The sequence below is a fragment of the Pedobacter sp. UBA5917 genome (assembly GCF_002432345.1).
Taxonomy (GTDB): Bacteria; Bacteroidota; Bacteroidia; order Sphingobacteriales; family Sphingobacteriaceae; genus Pedobacter.
This window is the reverse complement of the sequence record NZ_DJDT01000292.1, coordinates 2,567-20,829: the sequence shown is the minus strand read 5'-3', so window position 1 is coordinate 20,829 and position 18,263 is coordinate 2,567. Positions and strand designations below refer to the sequence as shown.

Here is an 18,263-nt window from a genome sequence, read left to right as displayed (position 1 = left end):
TTATGAAGCTTGTAAATCCTCCTGTTGGTTTCCATTTTTTGCTCCGCATAGAAGGTTTATCACCACAGTATGATGGCCTGCCCGATATCGGTTTTACCGATGCAACAGGTTTTGAGGCAAATATTGCGACCGAAGAATATAAAGAAGGAGGCGAAAACCGTTTTGCCCACAAATTGCCAACCGCGGTAACCTACAGCAACCTTACCTTAAAAAGAGGATTGTTAATTGGTTCGGCAGCAATGAAATGGTTTAAAGAATCGGTAGAGGCATTTACATTCAACCCGAAAGATATTACCCTCATTTTGCTCAACGATGCGCATGTTCCTTTACAGGCCTGGAATTTTGTAAATGCCTACCCCGTAAGATGGTCGGTAGAGGGCTTTAACGCACAGCAGAACGGTTTGGTAATAGAAAGTATAGAGTTTGCGCACCAGTATTTTAGAAGGATCGAAATTTTTTAATGAAACATTCATATGCCAGTAGAAATTAGGGAACTGAATATTACCGCAACCGTAACCAACAATGTTGCCGGATCTGCACCGCCAAGTGCAACCGGACAAACAGCTACGGATAAGAAATTGAAAAAGGCATTGGAAGAGTTGAAATTACAGATCAAAAATAAGAATGAGAGGTAAATTATGGCTTTAAGTCAACTTCACGATCGATTGGGCAATTTGGAAAAACTCGTCATAGATGTTTATTCTGATAACAACTTTTCCGGTTCTCCTATCGAAACGTTTAAGGTGTTGTACAATCCCAATACTTATTTTATCGATTATAAAAACGAACTCGATCATGATGCACCGGTAAATGCTGCAGATGGGGTTGGGGAGTTTAAATCGTCGAGGGGCAAAGAGCTGAATTTAGATCTGCTCTGGGATGCCACATCTGCTTCCTATTCGGGCAGTTCGACCTTTCAGGCCGATGTACAGAGCGACAAAACCGTTCACAAGGTGATCGAGCATTTTATCGATAGCTGTTTTAAAATCAAAGAGGATACCCATCAGCCAAATTTTTTAAAAATACATTGGGGTGAGCTTACTTTTCAGGGCATGCTTACCGCGGTTAAAGTTACCTACACCCTGTTTGATAATAGCGGGAAACCGCTAAGGGCAAAAACCGACTGTACTTTTACCAGTTATACCTCCCTTACCGAACAATCTAACGAGCAGCGCCGCAGTTCGCCCGATTTAACGCATTACAGAAACGTAGAGGGCGATAATCCGCTCCCTTTAATGACATACAATATTTACAAAAACGATCGATATTATTTAGAGGTGGCCAAGGCCAACAACCTGAATAATTTTAGAAAATTAAAACAGGGAGCGCGTATTACGTTTCCGCCGATAGAAAAATAATTTGCCATGCCAGCTCATTCAGGTGCTCAGAGTTTTAGTATTAAAGTAAACGGACAGGCTTTGCCCGATGCAGTTGGTATTTTGGAAATTGTGGTTACCAATATGGTTAATGCCATCCCAAAAGCCAGGGTGGTGGTAATGGATGGTAGCGCAGCGGCCCAGAATTTCGAATTGAGCAATGGAAACGATTTTATACCCGGGGCCGAAATTGAGATTGCAGCGGGTTATGATGGCGAAAACGAAACGATATTTTCGGGATTGATTATCAGCCAGACCATTAAAGCCAACGAGAGTGGCAGCCAGATGGAAATAGAATGCAGGGATAAAGCCGTTAAACTTACTGCAGGGCGTAAAAACAAAATTTGGGAAGATACAACCGATGCTGATGCCATTACCGATCTGGTAGGTCAAAACGGTATTTCTGCCGATATTGATGGATTGGACCTTCAACATAAGCAACTGGTACAGTTTAACTGCAGCAACTGGGATTTTATTATTACCCGTGCCGAATTAAATAGTGCTTTGGTGATAACGGAAGCCGGAAAACTAAACATTGCCATGCCCGATGCGGGCCAGGAGAGCACTGCTACCTATACTTATGGCTCCGAAATTTACGATTTTGAAGCCCAGATGGATGCCCGAACACAGTATCCGCAGGTAGTTACCAAAAACTGGAATTACACCAACCAGGAAGTAAAAGAAGGAACATCAACAGCAAAATCGCTGCCCCAACAGGGAAATATTTCAGGCGATGACCTGTCGGAAGTACTGGGCTGGGATGACAATAGCCTGTACCATTCGGGTAATGTTGCTGAAAAGGAATCGGCCGAATGGGCAAGTGCACAACTGTTCAGGAGCAGGTTAAACAGGCTTATCGGTAATTTCAGGGTGCAGGGCGACAATAAATTAAAACCCGGAATTATTGTGGAGCTGCTGGGTATTGGCGAACGTTTTAGCGGTAAATGCTGGGTTACCGGTGTAATCCATTCCTATTCGGGCGAAGCAGCGTGGTACAGTCATGTTCAGTTCGGATTGGATAAAAGCCTCCACAGTTACAGTTTCGATGACATAGTAGAAAAACCGGCAACCGGAATCATCCCCCCCGTAAATGGACTACAAATAGGTATTGTTACACAGCTGGAGAGCGATCCCGATGGCGAGAACAGGATCAGGGTGCGGTTACCAACCGTTGAAAACGAAGGAGATGGAATCTGGGCCAGGTTGGCCTCTGTAGATGCCGGGAAAGACCATGGTTGGGTTTGGAATCCCGAAATAAATGATGAGGTAATTGTAGGTTTTATAAATGACGATCCGCGCGATGCCGTGATTTTGGGAAGATTATATAGCAGTTCATTCCCCCCTCATTTAGAGGCTAAAGATGATAATTACCTAAAGGGATTGTCAACCAAATCAAAACTGCAGTTATCATTCGATGATGAAAAAAAAATCATCAAAATAGAAACACCGGGAGGGCATTCTATTACACTTGATGAAGACCAGAAACAGATTGCTATCCAGGATATGAACGGCAATAAAATAGAGATGGGAGAAGATGGGATCAAGATTGAAAGTATTAAAGACATCACGCTAAAAGCTTCCGGCGATTTTAAAATCGATGGAACAAACATTACCACCAATGCCAATGCACAGTTAAAACTAAGCGGAAGCAGTGGTACCGAATTAAGTTCGTCGGCAATTACAAAAGTTAAAGGAAGCATGGTACAGATTAATTAAAAAATGGCAAACGCAGCAAGAGTAACCGATACCACCAATCACGGCGGAACCATTGTTGGCCCTGGTGTAGCCACGGTTTTAATAGGCGGCATGCCCGCTTGTGTGGTTGGCGATAGCCACGTTTGTGTATTGCCGCCAAATAGCCACCAGCCAACCGTGAGCCCTTTTCCGGCAGGTAGTGCAACGGTGTTTATTGGTGGTTTACCCGCGGTAAGAACAGGCGATAGCTGTATTTGTGGGGCAAGTGCCGTAGTGGGCTGCCCAACCGTAACAATAGGATAAAATGGATACAGAAAATAATTTTTTAGGCAAGGGCTGGGCTTTTCCTCCGGTAATTACCAAATATAAAGGTACCGATCGCTTTGCAACCGGCATGGTAAGCGATGTGATTGATATTAACCAGAGCCTCGAAATCCTTTTTGGTACAGCGGTGGGCGAAAGGGTAATGCAGGCCGAATATGGCTGCAATGTAGAAGATATGATTTTCGAGCCCATTAATGTTACGCTGGTTACGCGGATTACCGAAAGGATAAGAAGGGCCATTATTTATTACGAGCCACGCATCAAACTCGATAAACTTGATGTTTTTAAAAATGAAGAAAATGGAATCATCAACCTGGTAATCGAGTATACCGTTAGGAGTACCAACACCCGGAACAACATCGTATACCCTTATTATTTAACCGAAGGCACAAATATTTAGGAAATGAGTATCAACTGCAATAAAAATAATGACCCAAGAAACGGAACCAGCCGTTTAAACCGCTTGCCCAAAGCCTTGGATGCATCTTTTATTGCTATTGATGAAAGGGACAAAAAAAGCCTTTACCAGTTCTGCGATAACCTGGCAGCCTATGTCAATTACTATTATTACGATGGGCTGGAGAAAAAAACAGATTGGCAAAGTGTTTTCAATATAGATGAATTAAAAGAAGACGGCACATCTGAACCCCACTTGGCACTTTTCGATTCTTTCCTCGAATTATATGCTGTTGCCCAAAAGGATCTTAACCAGTTTACGGGCAAACACCTCGATTATTTCTTCGAAGCCGTTTTGGGCTTTGAGAAAAAAGCCGCTGCACCCGATAAAGTATACCTCATTGTGGAGTTGGCCAAACACATATCACAATATGTATTGGATGATAAAACCGGATTTAAGGCTGGTAAAAACAGCCAGAAACAGGAGCAGTTTTATAAACTCCTGTCTGATTTTAGTTTTAGCCATGCCCAGGTGGCCAGCATCAAATCTATTTTGGTGGATCAGACCGAAAAATCAAATATTAAAGCTTCGCCCATGGCCAATTCTGGTGATGGCATAGGTGGTGAGGTGGTAAACCAGGATGGCAGTTGGGATGCTTTTGGAAATGAAACCCGATCTGCTGCCAATATCGGTTTTGCCATCAGTTCGCCGCTGTTCCGAATGGCCGAGGGAAAACGGACAATCACCCTTTCATTCAACTACCATACAGCGTACCTGTCCGCCCCGGTAATTAAACCCGAAAATTTTAAAGCCAGTATTACTGCCGAAAAAGGCTGGACAGCAGTAGATATCATTTCGGTCGATTTTACGAGTGCCAGTGTGCTCCAAATTGTGCTCCTGGCCGATGAAAGCAGGCCTAAACTGGTCGATTATAACCAAAAACTCCATATTGAAGATTTTAGGACAGCTTTTCCGGTATTAAAAATAGAAATACTATCAGCCACAAATATTTATGGAGGTTTAACCTTTGCCGCAATTGATAGTGTGGGCATTAAAACTGATGTAGTAGGTGTAAAAAATCTATCTGTACAAAATAGCCTTGGTAAGCTTGATCCGGCTAAACCCATGGAGATTTTTGGTCTGGTACCAAGTGTTGGTGCTAATTTTTACGTGGGCAGCAACGAGGTTTTTCAGCATCAACTAAGCAGTTTAAAGCTTAATTTCGAATATTTAGGTTTGCCAACCGTTCCTTTTGCCACATACTATGATCTTTATGTCAATCTGGCTAACGATAGTAATGGACGCGATAAAACCACTTATGTTAAAAACAGCGATTTTAAAGCCGAAGTTTCCTTTCTCCTGCACCGCAATTGGATCAATGCTGCAACAGCAGAGGTAGCACTTTTTACTGCCATTGATACCGCTGCACCCAATGCAGCATTTTCAGCTGATTTAACTGTGCCCGCTGATTTTGATGCCGATTATAATACCAAGGTAAATGATGTTTATAACCTCGAAACCGAGCGTGGTTATTTAAAACTTAAATTTACCAAAGGCACATTCGGGCTGGCTGATTACCAGTTGGTATTTAGTACGGCTGTTATAGGTAAAACCACAGTTCCTAAATTGCCAAATCCACCATATTTACCGCTCATCCAGAATTTAACGATCGATTATAGCTGTACCGCCACCATCGACCTTTCGGTGAGTGCTAATGTTGGATCAACTTACGATAACCGCATACACCGGTTTTATTTTATTGAGCCTTTTGGCCTTGCCGAAGCCCATCCATTTACCCATGGCGCCGTATCATTGCTTCCGGTTAAACCTAATCAAGGTGAACTGTATATCGGTTTAAGTGATGCTGTTGTACCACAGAATTTAAGTTTACTGCTCCAGGTGAGCGAGGGCAGTGCCAATCCCGATTTCGATAAAGCCATCGTCAAATGGGCCTATCTTCAAAATAATACCTGGATTGAATTCGAAAAAATAAACATTTTACGAGAGCAGACCAACGGACTGTTAACCACCGGTATTGTTACCTTAAACATCCCCAAAACCGTAAACGCTGATAATACATTGCTTGCAGATGGCTTATTGTGGATCAGGGCTGCGGTAGCTACAAATGCCGCTGCGGTATGCGATATTATTTCCATTACGGCACAGGCAGCAGAAGCCCAATTTGAAGTTTACGATGATGTGCTGCCCGAAAAAATCGCCATAGAGCCGGGTTTGATCTCAAAATTGAAAGATCCCGACAATGCAGTTAAAAAAGTAATGCAACCTTACGGTTCTTTTGAGGGTAAGGCGACCGAAAATGCCAACGATTACCATTTACGCGTAAGCGAAATATTAAGGCATAAAAGAAGGGCCATCACCCAATGGGATTACGAACGCCTTATTCTGGCGCAGTTCCCCAATGTGTATACCACCAAATGCATTAGCCATACTTTTTACAACGGCAATGTAAGCAGTTATAATTCTTTGTCACCGGGCGACCTAACGATTATTGCCGTGCCCGATATTGCCATCAGCAATGCTCCTGATCCGTTAAAACCAAAGGTTTCTAAAAATACCCTCGAAATGATCAAAACATACCTGTCTAAAACCAACTCGGTATTTGCCAGATTGAATGTTCAGAACCCGATTTTTGAGGAGATTAAGTTGCATTTCCATGTTAAACTGACCGAAGGTTACGAAGAAAATATTTATCTGCCACAGCTTAAAAACCAGATCAGATTGCTTTTGGCACCATGGACAGGTAATGCCTTAACGCAGATGGAATTTGGAGGTAAAATAGAAAGATCGACCATTATCTATCAGCTCGAAAAGTTGGCTTATGTAGATTACATTACCTGCTTTAAAATGTACCTCTACCGGCCTGCCGGATTGGAAGATATCTCGTCGAAAGATCTCGAAACGGCAGAAACAGCTACAGCGGCCAGTATTTTAACGGCTTATCCCGATCACTCCATTGTCAACATCAACGATCTCCCCGGAATCAGTAATCCCGATTGCGATTGTGTGGATTGCGACGATAATACCATCATCACAAAAGGTGAATTTGTTCCCATTAACGAATGCGGTTGTAATTAAATGAGCGATTTAAAAACCATATCGAAAAACAGTCCCCAGCAGGAAAGCATGCAGTTTGATAAACTACGTGAAATGGGTATTAACCGGATTCAGGCACTGAGCCAGCAAAACTGGACCGATTATAACCTGCACGATCCCGGGATAACCACGCTCGAAGCGCTGTGTTACGCCATAACCGATCTGGGTTACCGTTTAACTTTCGATATGCAGGATTTATTGGCCAATAACCCCAATATTACCCAGGTCGATTTTCATAACTTTTTTACCGCCAGACAGATCCTGCACAACGCACCGGTTACCATCAAAGATTTCAGGAAACTGCTTATGGATGTGGCCGTAACGGTTGATCAGGAAATATTGGGCATCAAAAATGCCTGGGTAATTCCGGCCGATGATGCCGAAATGAAGCTTTACGTAAATCAGGCACAGCAAAAACTGGATTATTTTCCAACGGCAACAGATGGAACAGGTTTTTTTGTAAAAGGACTTTATAATTTCCTGATCGAATTTGATCAATCCATCGTTTATGGCGATTTAAACTCCAATGCTATGGAAGGAACCTACGTCATCAATAATTTTGGCGGTGATCCATGGTTGAACGGGGTAGAAATTAAGGTTAGCGTCCATTTCCCACGCTGGGATGATCTTAGCATCGATTTTAGCAGTGATACAAAGATTATAAATAACATTAAAAGTCTTAAAATTGAGGTGGATGAACTCCCAACAGGATATAAACTGTTTGATAACAACGATTTTGATCATACCGTTACCTTGGCCGGCACAAAAATGGTAGCAGGCGTTCCAACAGCCATTACAGGCTTAAGTGCAATCGATAGCGAACTCAACCACTTTATTTTTGATGCGGCAAATGGACTTTTACAAAGTTACAAACGCAAAATAGCCATTATTAAAAGCATCATTAAAAAGGCAGAAGACAGGTTAAATGATAACAGACCGCTATGTGAGAATTATTTCAATACCAGGGCATTAAAAGTAGAAGAAATTGCAATATGCGGCGATATTGAAATCGATCCATTTGCTGATGCGGCCACCGTTGCTGCCGAAATTTATTTTCGGTTGGCCCAGTTCCTTTCGCCCGATGTGTATTTTTACAGTTTGCCCGATATGAAAAGCAGGGGCAAAAGCACCGAAGATATTTTCGACGGACCTGCTCTTGCACACGGTTTTATCGACGACGATGAATTAAACGCTTCCGAACAGAAATGTACTATTCATGTAAGCGATCTCATCAGGATCATCATGGATGTTAAAATTGATGGTAAACGGGTGGTTCAATCGGTTAGTGGTTTGCAGCTGGCCAATTTTCCCGAAGATAACAGCAGCAATGATATTGCGCAAAAAAGCGTAAAATGGTGTCTGTCGCTGGCCATCGATAAGTTTTGTGTGCCCAGATTATCAACGGATCTTTCCAATTTATCGTTTTTCAAACACAAGCTTCCTTTTGCTTTTGACCAGGATGAGATGGAAGCCAAATACAGGGCGCTTTTTGCAACCGCAAGAAAACGTTATCCCGAAAATCCAATTTTGGATAGGGCTTTGCCTATCGGAAACTGGCGCGAAATAACCGATTACACCTCCATTCAGGAAGATTTTCCATTAATATATGGCGTGGGCAGCGAAGGTATCCCTAATTTGCCTGCCATCGATGATGAAAGAAACCTGCGTTTGGCACAGGCCAAACAATTTAAAGGCTTTCTTTCCTTTTTCGACCAGTTATTGTACAACTACCTGCAACAGGTAAATGGTTTAAAGGCCTTGTTTAGCTTAAATCAGGAGCTTGATGAATTTGGTCAGCCCTTAATGAATAAAACCTATTTCAGCGAATCTTTAAAAGCAACTGCAGCGCATGCTGATATTGTACCAAATGCTACAGGCCAAAAGATTTTCGCTAATGATTATGCCACAAAACTACAGGGGATTACCGAAAGTAAAAGTGCTTACGAAAAACGTAAAAACCGCTTTCTCGATCACCTTTTGGCGCGCTTTTGCGAACAGTTTAGCGATTACGCATTGATTGCCTATACCAACGACGGACAAAAAGCAGGAGCAGAGCTGATTAAAGATAAACTTTCATTTTTAAATGCTTATCCCGAAATCAGCAGTAACCGTGGTAAGGCTTTTAATTATAAAAACGAACTGAGCTGGTTTTACCAGAATGTTTCGGGTTACGAAAAACGCGTGGGCATGCTTTTAGGGATCGACGCCAAAAAAACGGCTGATTTACATTTTTCCAAAGCATTCAGGATACTGCCAGTAAGCAATAAATGGAGTATTGATACCAAAGTATCTACAAAAAACCTTTTTGAAGGCATAATTAGTTTTAATGATCAGCTATTGGCAAAAGCCGCCATGGAAGAGCTGATCAGTGCGGGAGTACATATCAATAACTATAAAGTAATAGCAGGTACAACTGCAGGTAAATTCCAGGTGTTGCTTTATGCTGATTTAATTGTGGAAAAGATAATTGCAAAAAGTAAAAATACGGCATTAACCAAAGCCGATAGTAATACCTTAATTAATAATCATATCAGTTTATGTATTAAAGAATTATGCGGCAATATTTTAAGTAACCGTAAAAACTTGGCAGCACCGATATCAAATTATTTTGAAGTGCTCGCTCACACAGTTAATGGCGCTACAACACCGCCATTACATACCGTTAAATATCAGTTGTTCGATTTACCAGCAGAAGATGTAGCGAGGAAAGTAATCATTACCGGGGAGATTGAAGGACCGGAGGTGAAAGGTGCGGATGCCGCAGGAACAACAGGCAACACCATCGCCAGTTTGCTGTGGAAGTTTATCCGCTTTGCTTCCGACGAAGATTATTATCGTTTTGTACCCGAAAATACAACCGTAAACGAACCGAATTACCATTTCGAGATATTCGATATTTATGGAACGGTGCTCGGAAAACATAAAGGCAGGAACTATAACCATCAGCTGTCTGATATTATGGAAGACAGCACAGCTTTGCCTTTGGTTAAAATTGTAGATTCGTTATCTAACAACGGCACTTATACCGTTAAAAATACGGTAGCCTTAGGACCAGATATCAAAATAGAAATCAACGAAACATTGCCAAATAATTATCCTGATGGCAAATTGAGCTTCAGTGAAACATTTAATGCTTATATCTTCGAAAATGGTCGCGAACTTACCATTACCGGAACCGACTTAACCAACAGGCTGCGTACAGGAGATAAAATGAACTTCATTACACCATCTGCTGAAATTACCGAATTCGAAATATTGAATATCAGTTTCGCTAATAATAAAACCACTATTGTTTCCGATATCTTACTTGATTTTGTGGTAGCGCCAAAACTGGATTATACCAAACTGTTCGAAATCAAGAATATAACACACAGAACCGTTATCATCAGGGCCGGTATGGAAAAATTGGCCAGACTGGATATGGTGAATTTCTTTAACAGGACATTTATAGATCGCGAAGGGCTTCATTTGATCGAACACGTGTTGTTAAGACCTAAAAAACGCGATTTTGATACCTTACTGGATATCCACACCGATGTTGATTGTGTGCAATGCAAAATTGCCGATACCTATAGTTTCGTGATGACTGCCGTGTTGCCTTATTGGCCAAACCGTTTCAGGGAGCGTAATTTTAGAACATTTATTGAAAAAACACTGCGCGAGGAATGTCCTGCCCACGTAGTGCTCAATGTATGCTGGGTAAATCCTTTGCAGATGAACCAGTTTGAAACAGCCTATAAAAACTGGCTCATACAGATCAATACAAGCAGTGCCGGCGACGCCGAGCGGGTAAAAGCACTGAAAAACTTTATAGAATCAATACAGGGCTTAAGGAGTGTTTATCCATCTGGCAAACTGCACAGCTGTAACGAAAACGAAGTACAGAAAAATCCACTCATTCTAAATCAAACAAACATTGGTATTTTTTAACTCATCTAGCTATGGAACTCATTAATAAAACAACGGTTTTTGAAGAAAATCAGGTACTAACAGCAGGTCAGCTGAATAATACACAGCAGTTTTTGTTTCAGGAAAGCAGGTTAACCAGGATTAGATTGATCGGCAGGGGGATCGTGTGCGGTTTACATGCAAGCTATGGCGAATATACCGTGCATATTTCGAAAGGTTTGGGCGTAACTTCATGGGGCTTTCTCATTTCGCTAGGTGATTGCGATTTAACGCATTATAAAACTTATACCTTGCCCGATGGCTTAGACTATAAATATTTTAATAATGCCCCGCTTTTAGAACTCGTTACCGCAGAAAATGCTGCTGCGATGGGAGCAGGTCCGATTACAGGTGCATTGGTTTTGAGCGATTATGTGGTGGTTTTGTTTTTAGAATCGGCAGCCCGTGATCTTAAAAGCTGTTTGGGCAAAAGCTGCGATGATTTGGGTAAAGAAAACACTTTTACCATCCGTAAATTGCTGATCAAAAGAACCGATCTCATTAATATCAATATCTCAAATAAAAATAAAGGCGGCGCTATGTATCCTGCTCTTTATGAGCTGGAAACGATCGATTATCCAAGGGCTTTGATTACGCCCATTGCTGCGGCCAATTATCCGGCATTAATCAATACTTACCTAAGCCCGGTTGCTGCAGTATTAGAGAAGCTTACCAAACAGTTGGAGATCATTTATAAAGAACTGCCGGTATTGGCACGCCATTTTCCCAATTACGATTTCGATAGTATTCGCACTGCGTGGGAAACAAAACTGATCGAACTTTCTGCGCAATATTTAAGTGGGAAGGCTTACGGATTCCAGTACGTGTACGATGCTTTTGAAGATATTATCAAATCGTACGAAGAGCTGCGCTGTATCGCCATGCACCTTAACAGTGTTTGTTTGCCCGATGAAGATGCTTTCCCGATGCATTTAATGTTGGGTAGCGATACTTGTCCGCCTTCTGTTTTCCGTCAGGAGTTCGAATCTTCGCCCTTATTTAACGAATATAAAGATTGGAGTAAAAAACTGGTTGCCGTTTTTGGAAGAACCCTGAATATGTTAATCGCTTATTACGATAGCCAGAACGAAAAAAACGATCGCGGTATTCTGGCTACGCCGAGTAAAGAAAAATGGCAAAGTATTGGTAAAAGGGCATTGCCGATTTATTTCGATCCCAATATTGCCGATTTCGAAAAGTACTGGAACGAATCTTTATGCCACGGCTGCGATAACGGCAAACCGCTAAGCTACCATTACCAGTTGCCGCTAAATTTACAGACTTACGGTAAAAGCAAGCTGGAAGCACCTTTGTTGTACAATTTTTCTGATACCACATTTTTTAGGATGGAGGGGCATTTGGCCATCGAAGAAGGTGTAGCTGTTAAGCAGTACAAAAGATTACAGCGCAACTTAAATCTTCCTTTTAAAGTGCGTTCTATTTTTATGGGTGAAGGCGGAAGAACCAGAACCGTTTGCCGTTATCCCGATCTCGATTCGCAGTACCTGGTTTGGCGTAACGTAATGTTGTATTACCTCAATAACCTGATTAAATACAGTACGCTGGCCGAAAAAATGATAGCAAGGTTAGATGACGTAAAAGACGCTACGAAAAATGCATTTAGTGGTGTAAACGTTAAAAAAGAGGCTAATTTTAAAGCAAAAACTGCCGGAAACGAAACTTTTAACGATACAAATGGCCAAACAGAAAAAACATCGGCATTTGGCAATATAAACGATGTTTTTATTAAAGCTGGTATGGTTAACGAGCGGATAAACCAGGCCAATTATGCTAAAATAAATAACAGTAAAGGCAGGTTGGAAGAAACACCCGACGATCTGCAACGAGAGGCATTAAACATGGTTGCCCAGTTTAACGATAATATCGAAGAACTGATTGCCACGCTTACTTTGGAGTTTTCCGACTTTGACGAAAGTCGTTTCAAAACCGTGTATACAGGTTTGATTTCACTTTATGTAAAGGGAATGAAACTCCTGGTCAAAATCATCAATAATGATGGCAATATAGAATTAATGGCTTATCTCATGGCCGCAACCATATTGCACAGGGCGTTAAACGTATTCATGATCAGGCCTTATATCAATATTGGTACCTTAACCGATATCAGATCGCAACGGAACAAAAGCCTGGGTACCAACATTTCATTTTACGATTATATCCGTAGAGCAGGCGCGGTAGAGCATCTGGCAGGGGTAAATAAGGGTAATACCTTGCTATTATTGTACCATACAGGTAAGGAAATAGAATATCAAACCTTTAGAAAAGCACCCGAAGCTGTACCTGTTACCCATAAGGAAACTGAAATAGCAGAAATAGTGAAGGCAGAAAAGGCTGTTAAGGCAAATTACGACGCCAGATATTCAGAAATACAAACACGTATAAAGGAACATGAAAACGAACTTAACCAGATTGAACTTCGACATAAAGAAGCTTTAGAAGTTAGAACGGGAGAGATTAATAAGCGTAAGGTATTTACAAGTGCTGAAATAAAGAAAGAAGAATCGGCCATAAAGAGTGAGCTCGAAACTAAAAGAAGGACATTCAAATCAACAGGCGAGGATGCTGCCAAAGCGGAAGAACTCGAAAAAGAATACAAAGAGCGGATCGTTTTATTGCGTAAAAATACCGAAGCAAATAAAGCAAAAGAACTGAACGAACTCACCAAAAGCATGGAAGCAGAATTGACCGAAAAGCGCAAAGCCGGTGAAGAAGAAATAGAAAAAGCCAGAAAAGAAGAAACCGAGGCAAAAAAAGAATACGAAGGTCATTTAAAAGTGCTTACCGAAAAACGTAAAGCTGTAGAAAAAGGTAAAGAAAAGAAGCTAGAAGGAATTATTGGATGGGAAACAGAAAAAAAAGGCGAGTATTTAAGCAAGTTCGAAGCCAGTTTTAACGAACAGTACGATAAACTGGTGGCTGAAATTGGTAAGGATGGCCTGCAAAATATTGCCGATAATGTGATTGCCGATTTTACCCTTTACGAAGATGATGGCTGTTGCGAATGCGATGCAAAAGATTACCGCAATAAAGAACTTACCCCTTTGGTGGTCCCTATTTCGCGTTTTGTGGTATATAGTCCAAGCAGAATTAACACCGCTAAAATACAGGTGCTTAATAACCTTTACCATCCTGGCGACTACAAGGTTATTGTTAAAAACGGACCTAATTTAGGATCGGTAAAATTTGAGGATGAAGTTTATGAACCCAAACCATCCCTGAACAAACAGATTTTGGTATACACACTCGATCCGGAGAAGGTTGCAAAAGATAGCCGCGCCCGAAGATCGATAGTAGCCATTGATGAACTGGAATATGCCGTTATCGAAAGCGAAACCGGTGAGGAGGTAGATACAGCTTTAATCACTTTCTTTATCGGCGTAGGGCGCATCGGTCAGGATACCTACGAACTAAGCGGAAACGTAAATTATGGCAAGCAGTTTAAGATTACAATAACTGATGCTACTGGTGCACCGATACAGGAGAGCGAGTTTACTGGAAATAGATACAGTTTTAACCTCAATCCAGGTAAATACCATCTTGTAATGGAAGGGATTGTACCACACGGAAGACAAGAAAGAGATACCGAAATTGTTAACGAAGATGTTATCGAAAATTTTGATTTAGGAAAAAAATAGTGTCGTGAATAAGCACCTCATACAATCGCAAAAAGTATTGCTCACTGTTGCCAGTCAACAGGATTGGGAGAAGGTGCAGGCAGAAATTGGCAATTTTTGCAAAGAACGATTGCCCGATATTTTCAATTCCATATTTGATGAATTTGCTTTTAACCAAACCATCCGGATCGATCAGTTAAATATAGATCTGGGAAATTTGTCTTTAGATAAACTTATTCAAGATATTGAAGAACAGGTTATTATACAGATATATGCTTATTTTAGAAATCAGAATTATCATAAAGAAAGTCATATCGATGTTCTTGATCAGGAGGTTCATACATTTTTGAAGAATCTTGAGCATAAAGAGAATAACATTCCAAAAGATAAATCTGTTGTATTTGATCATCCGGAAGATGCCAATGCTTACGAAGTTCTGGCATTTTATTGTCAAACAGGTTTAAAACCCTGGTGGCTACCTAATGAAACAACTTTTAAACCTGCTGCAGTTTTAGTCAAACTTTTTAATAATAGCCGGCAGATTTTTACCCAGTTTATCAAAGTAATAAAACGTAATGCCATTAGTTATAAAAGATTAATTCAGTTGGTAAACAGGCGGTTGTTTTTTTACGACTTTAACCATTTTAAAACAGATATTTTATTTTTAAAATATTTAGAACCAAATATTAATATTCATTTATATGATGTAATACTTAATATATGGTTTGATTGCTTAGAAGCAGAAAAAAAACTTATAGGGATAGATGATTTTGGCCTCTGGCTTTTTGCTTTGGCTGAGGAAAACCCGATAGTAAAACATGAATTAATAGCCAGTTTAGAATTGGCTGTTGCTTCTGCGGTGCTTAAAAATAAGGACACTACACTGATCCAGCGGTTTAATAAATTGATCGCTGCCATTCGTAAACAAGAGGTTACAGTTAGTCAGAAACCAAAAATGAAGGAAAAAGAAGAAGTAATAAATCATAAAAAGCCAGATGGAATTGCAAATGAAGCTTCTGTTTTAATCGAAAATGCAGGATTGATTTTGCTTTATCCTTACTTTAAAAATCTGTTCAGTTTTCTGCAACTGTTAAATGGCAATGCATTTACCAACGAAAACGCAATGCATAAAGCCATCGTTTACCTCCATTATTTAGTTTACAACGAAATGCCCGACGACGAATGCCTGTTGTTTTTTAATAAAATATTGTGTGGTGCCGATCCTGAAACCGCAATCAATTTAAACGATATAGCTTTTACAGCCGAAGAGCTGGCAGAGGCTAACGACTTAAAAAGTACTGTGATTAAACATTGGTCAAAATTGGGATCAACAACCGTACAAGGTTTAACCGATACCTTTTTAAAACGTAACGGAAGTTTGATTTTACGGGCTGGCGATTACCACTTATATGTAGAAAAAAAAGGCTTTGATGTTTTACTGGACACTTTACCCTGGCCAATATCAATAATACGCTTACCATGGAACAATTATTTGATCAATCTAAACTGGTAAACAACAGCCTGCAGGCAAATGCAGATGCACTTTTGGCCGAATTAAACTGGTTCGAAAAAGTGCTGCAGCTCCGCAGTGCCATTAATGCAGGTAATGTTGCGGCTGGTACCAGTATTTTTGATGCTAGACCACCCGATTTAAACAATTTGGATAGCAGTTATGGACGGTTTCTGGCGCAGCATCAGTTCAAGTTTGCCGAGCGTTTTTTACTTTTCCTATCCATGGTGAGCCAGATTAAACCACAATGCCTGGATATTTTTCTGGTGAACAACCCACAAACCGCACAAATATTTACCGAGTTTGGCGGTAAAAAAGGCAATGTTTTTAGTGGTTTTTTGCCAACTGCAGAAACGTTTTTGTTTTTGCTCGCTTCCGATAATTTAATGCTGCGGTTTGATCTGATGAAATTATTTGATGCCCGCAACCCGCTTTTTGCTTTAAATGTATTGGAATATGAACCACTTCCACCCGGCGAGCCCATTTCGAGTATCCCATTGCACATTAGTAAAAACTGGTTTGAAGAGTTTACTACCGGCGAGAGGAGCAAGCCACGCTTTTCAACCGATTTTCCGGCACACCTGATCGAAACCAATATGGAGTATACCGATCTGGTTTTGCCCGAACATACCCGCGAGCATCTGGAATTATTAAACTCATGGCTGCAGCATAGTCCCACCATGATGAACGATCTTGGACTAAAACATAAGATAAAACCTGGTTTCCGAACGCTGTTTTACGGTCAGCCGGGCACAGGTAAGTCATTAGCAGCAGCTGTTTTGGGCAAAAAACATAATTTACCGGTTTACCGCATCGATTTAAGTAGGATAGTGAGTAAATATATTGGCGAAACGGGTAAAAACCTGGCCAAGGTATTCGATGCTGCCGAAAATCAGGGCTGGATCTTGTTTTTTGATGAAGCAGATGCCCTTTTTGGCAAACGTACCAATGTGAGCGATGCAAGAGATAAATACGCCAATCAAGAAACCAGTTACCTGTTGCAACGGATTGAAGACCATAATGGTCTGGTTATCCTCGCCAGTAATTTCAAACAGAATATCGATCAGGCATTTTTACGCCGTTTTCAGTCGGTAATCGAATTTCCGGTACCAGAGGCTGGTCAAAGGGCTTTACTTTGGGAACAGGGTTTTTCGTCATTTACAAAAATGGAGGCAAAGATAAACCTCGAAGAAATTGCCCAAAAATTTGAGCTTACCGGTGGTGTAATCATCAATGTGGTGCAATATGCTACCATGCAGATGCTGAAAGAAGGCGGAACAGAAATCAGGCAAAAAGATATTATTGAAGGGGTTAAACGCGAACTTAAAAAATCCGGACGAACATTATAGGTATGGGCAGCGCATTGGCATATAGCAATCCTCAATCTAAGTCTGTTACCCACAGCAGGCCAGGGAATAGTGCTATCCAAACCAAACTAAAAGTTGGGGCTGTAAACGATCCGCAGGAGAAAGAAGCCGATCAGGTTGCGGAACGCGTAATGCGGATGCCATCTAACTCAGGTTTTGCTATGGCTGGCGCCGGTGGTCCATCATCTGGTATGCAGGTGCAACGAAAATGTGCAAGCTGCGAGCAGGAGCAAAAAGTTGCCCGTAAAGAAAATGGCATCATGAGGTCGGTTGTCAAACCTGCTGTACAACGTAAATGTGCGGCCTGTGCAGAGAAAGAAAAAGTATCAAGAAAAGAAAATGTAGCAGCAGAAAATAAACTTCAGCGTAAATGCAGTTGCGAGCACGAAGAAGAAGTTTCGCGGAAACCAGAAGAGTTAAAAGACATAGATCAACCAGAAGTGTTGCAGGCCAAATCCGAATCTGCATCTGCTGCAGGTGGGATAGCACCATCAAGCGTACAATCGGGTATTAATGCAACAAAAGGCGCCGGAACAACCCTGCCGGGTAATGTAAGCCGTGATTTGGGCAGTAAAATGGGGGGCGATTTTTCAGGCGTGAGGATTCATGATACTTCTTACTCCGCTAAATTGAACGATAGTTTAAATGCCAGGGCCTTTACCGTTGGCAACAATATTTATTTTAACAAAGGCGAGTATAACCCAAATTCGCAAAGCGGAAGATTTTTACTGGCGCACGAACTTACGCATACCATGCAACAGGGCGCATCGCCCGATATACAACGTTATAGTTGGGATGAATTTACAGGAGATGTTGCCAGTGGTGTTGATGCGGTAGGAGAAGGACTGAGTGATGCCGCCGGTGCTGTTGCCGATACTGCCAGCGCAGCTGCCGGAG

The 18,263-nt window shown here is 41.3% G+C and carries 12 protein-coding genes; all 12 read left to right on the top strand.

The window, feature by feature from the left end; genetic code table 11:
• Positions 1 to 2 precede the first annotated feature (2 nt).
• A complete protein-coding gene (locus B2V92_RS20325) occupies positions 3 to 461 on the top strand; it encodes a phage tail protein (RefSeq protein WP_293311685.1) in 459 nt (152 codons plus the stop codon).
• A gap of 12 nt (positions 462 to 473) precedes the next feature.
• Complete coding sequence (locus B2V92_RS20320) at positions 474 to 635, top strand: DUF5908 family protein (RefSeq protein ID WP_293311683.1); 162 nt, start codon at positions 474 to 476, stop codon at positions 633 to 635.
• Positions 636 to 638: 3 nt separating this feature from the next.
• Positions 639 to 1,358, top strand: a complete 720-nt coding sequence (locus B2V92_RS20315; protein ID WP_293311681.1) for a hypothetical protein — start codon at positions 639 to 641, stop codon at positions 1,356 to 1,358.
• Between the two features lie 6 nt (positions 1,359 to 1,364).
• Positions 1,365 to 3,092: a type VI secretion system tip protein VgrG gene (gene vgrG / locus B2V92_RS20310; RefSeq protein WP_293311679.1), complete on the top strand. Its 1,728-nt coding sequence runs from the start codon at positions 1,365 to 1,367 to the stop codon at positions 3,090 to 3,092.
• 3 nt (positions 3,093 to 3,095) lie between these two features.
• On the top strand, positions 3,096 to 3,374 hold the full coding sequence (locus B2V92_RS20305) for a PAAR domain-containing protein (RefSeq protein WP_293311677.1): 279 nt from the start codon (positions 3,096 to 3,098) through the stop codon (positions 3,372 to 3,374).
• Position 3,375: 1 nt separating this feature from the next.
• Complete coding sequence (locus B2V92_RS20300) at positions 3,376 to 3,795, top strand: GPW/gp25 family protein (RefSeq protein ID WP_293311675.1); 420 nt, start codon at positions 3,376 to 3,378, stop codon at positions 3,793 to 3,795.
• 3 nt (positions 3,796 to 3,798) lie between these two features.
• Positions 3,799 to 6,888 carry a baseplate J/gp47 family protein gene (locus B2V92_RS20295; protein WP_293311673.1) on the top strand — a complete coding sequence of 1,030 codons (3,090 nt, stop codon included), beginning with the start codon at positions 3,799 to 3,801 and terminating at the stop codon, positions 6,886 to 6,888.
• Positions 6,889 to 10,836: a hypothetical protein gene (locus tag B2V92_RS20290; RefSeq protein ID WP_293311671.1), complete on the top strand. Its 3,948-nt coding sequence runs from the start codon at positions 6,889 to 6,891 to the stop codon at positions 10,834 to 10,836.
• Positions 10,837 to 10,847: 11 nt separating this feature from the next.
• Positions 10,848 to 14,510 (top strand): hypothetical protein, encoded by a 3,663-nt coding sequence (locus tag B2V92_RS20285; protein ID WP_293311669.1) that lies wholly within the window; start codon positions 10,848 to 10,850, stop codon positions 14,508 to 14,510.
• A 4-nt stretch (positions 14,511 to 14,514) separates the two neighbouring features.
• Entirely contained in the window at positions 14,515 to 16,002 is a 1,488-nt protein-coding gene (locus B2V92_RS20280) for a contractile injection system tape measure protein (RefSeq protein WP_293311667.1), read from the top strand.
• Complete coding sequence (locus B2V92_RS20275; protein WP_293311665.1) at positions 15,969 to 17,348, top strand: ATP-binding protein; 1,380 nt, start codon at positions 15,969 to 15,971, stop codon at positions 17,346 to 17,348. The genes B2V92_RS20280 and B2V92_RS20275 overlap by 34 nt, the downstream gene beginning before the upstream one ends.
• Before the next feature lie 2 nt (positions 17,349 to 17,350).
• Positions 17,351 to 18,263 (top strand): DUF4157 domain-containing protein (locus tag B2V92_RS20270; protein ID WP_293311663.1); only part of this gene is annotated, 913 nt, incomplete at its 3' end.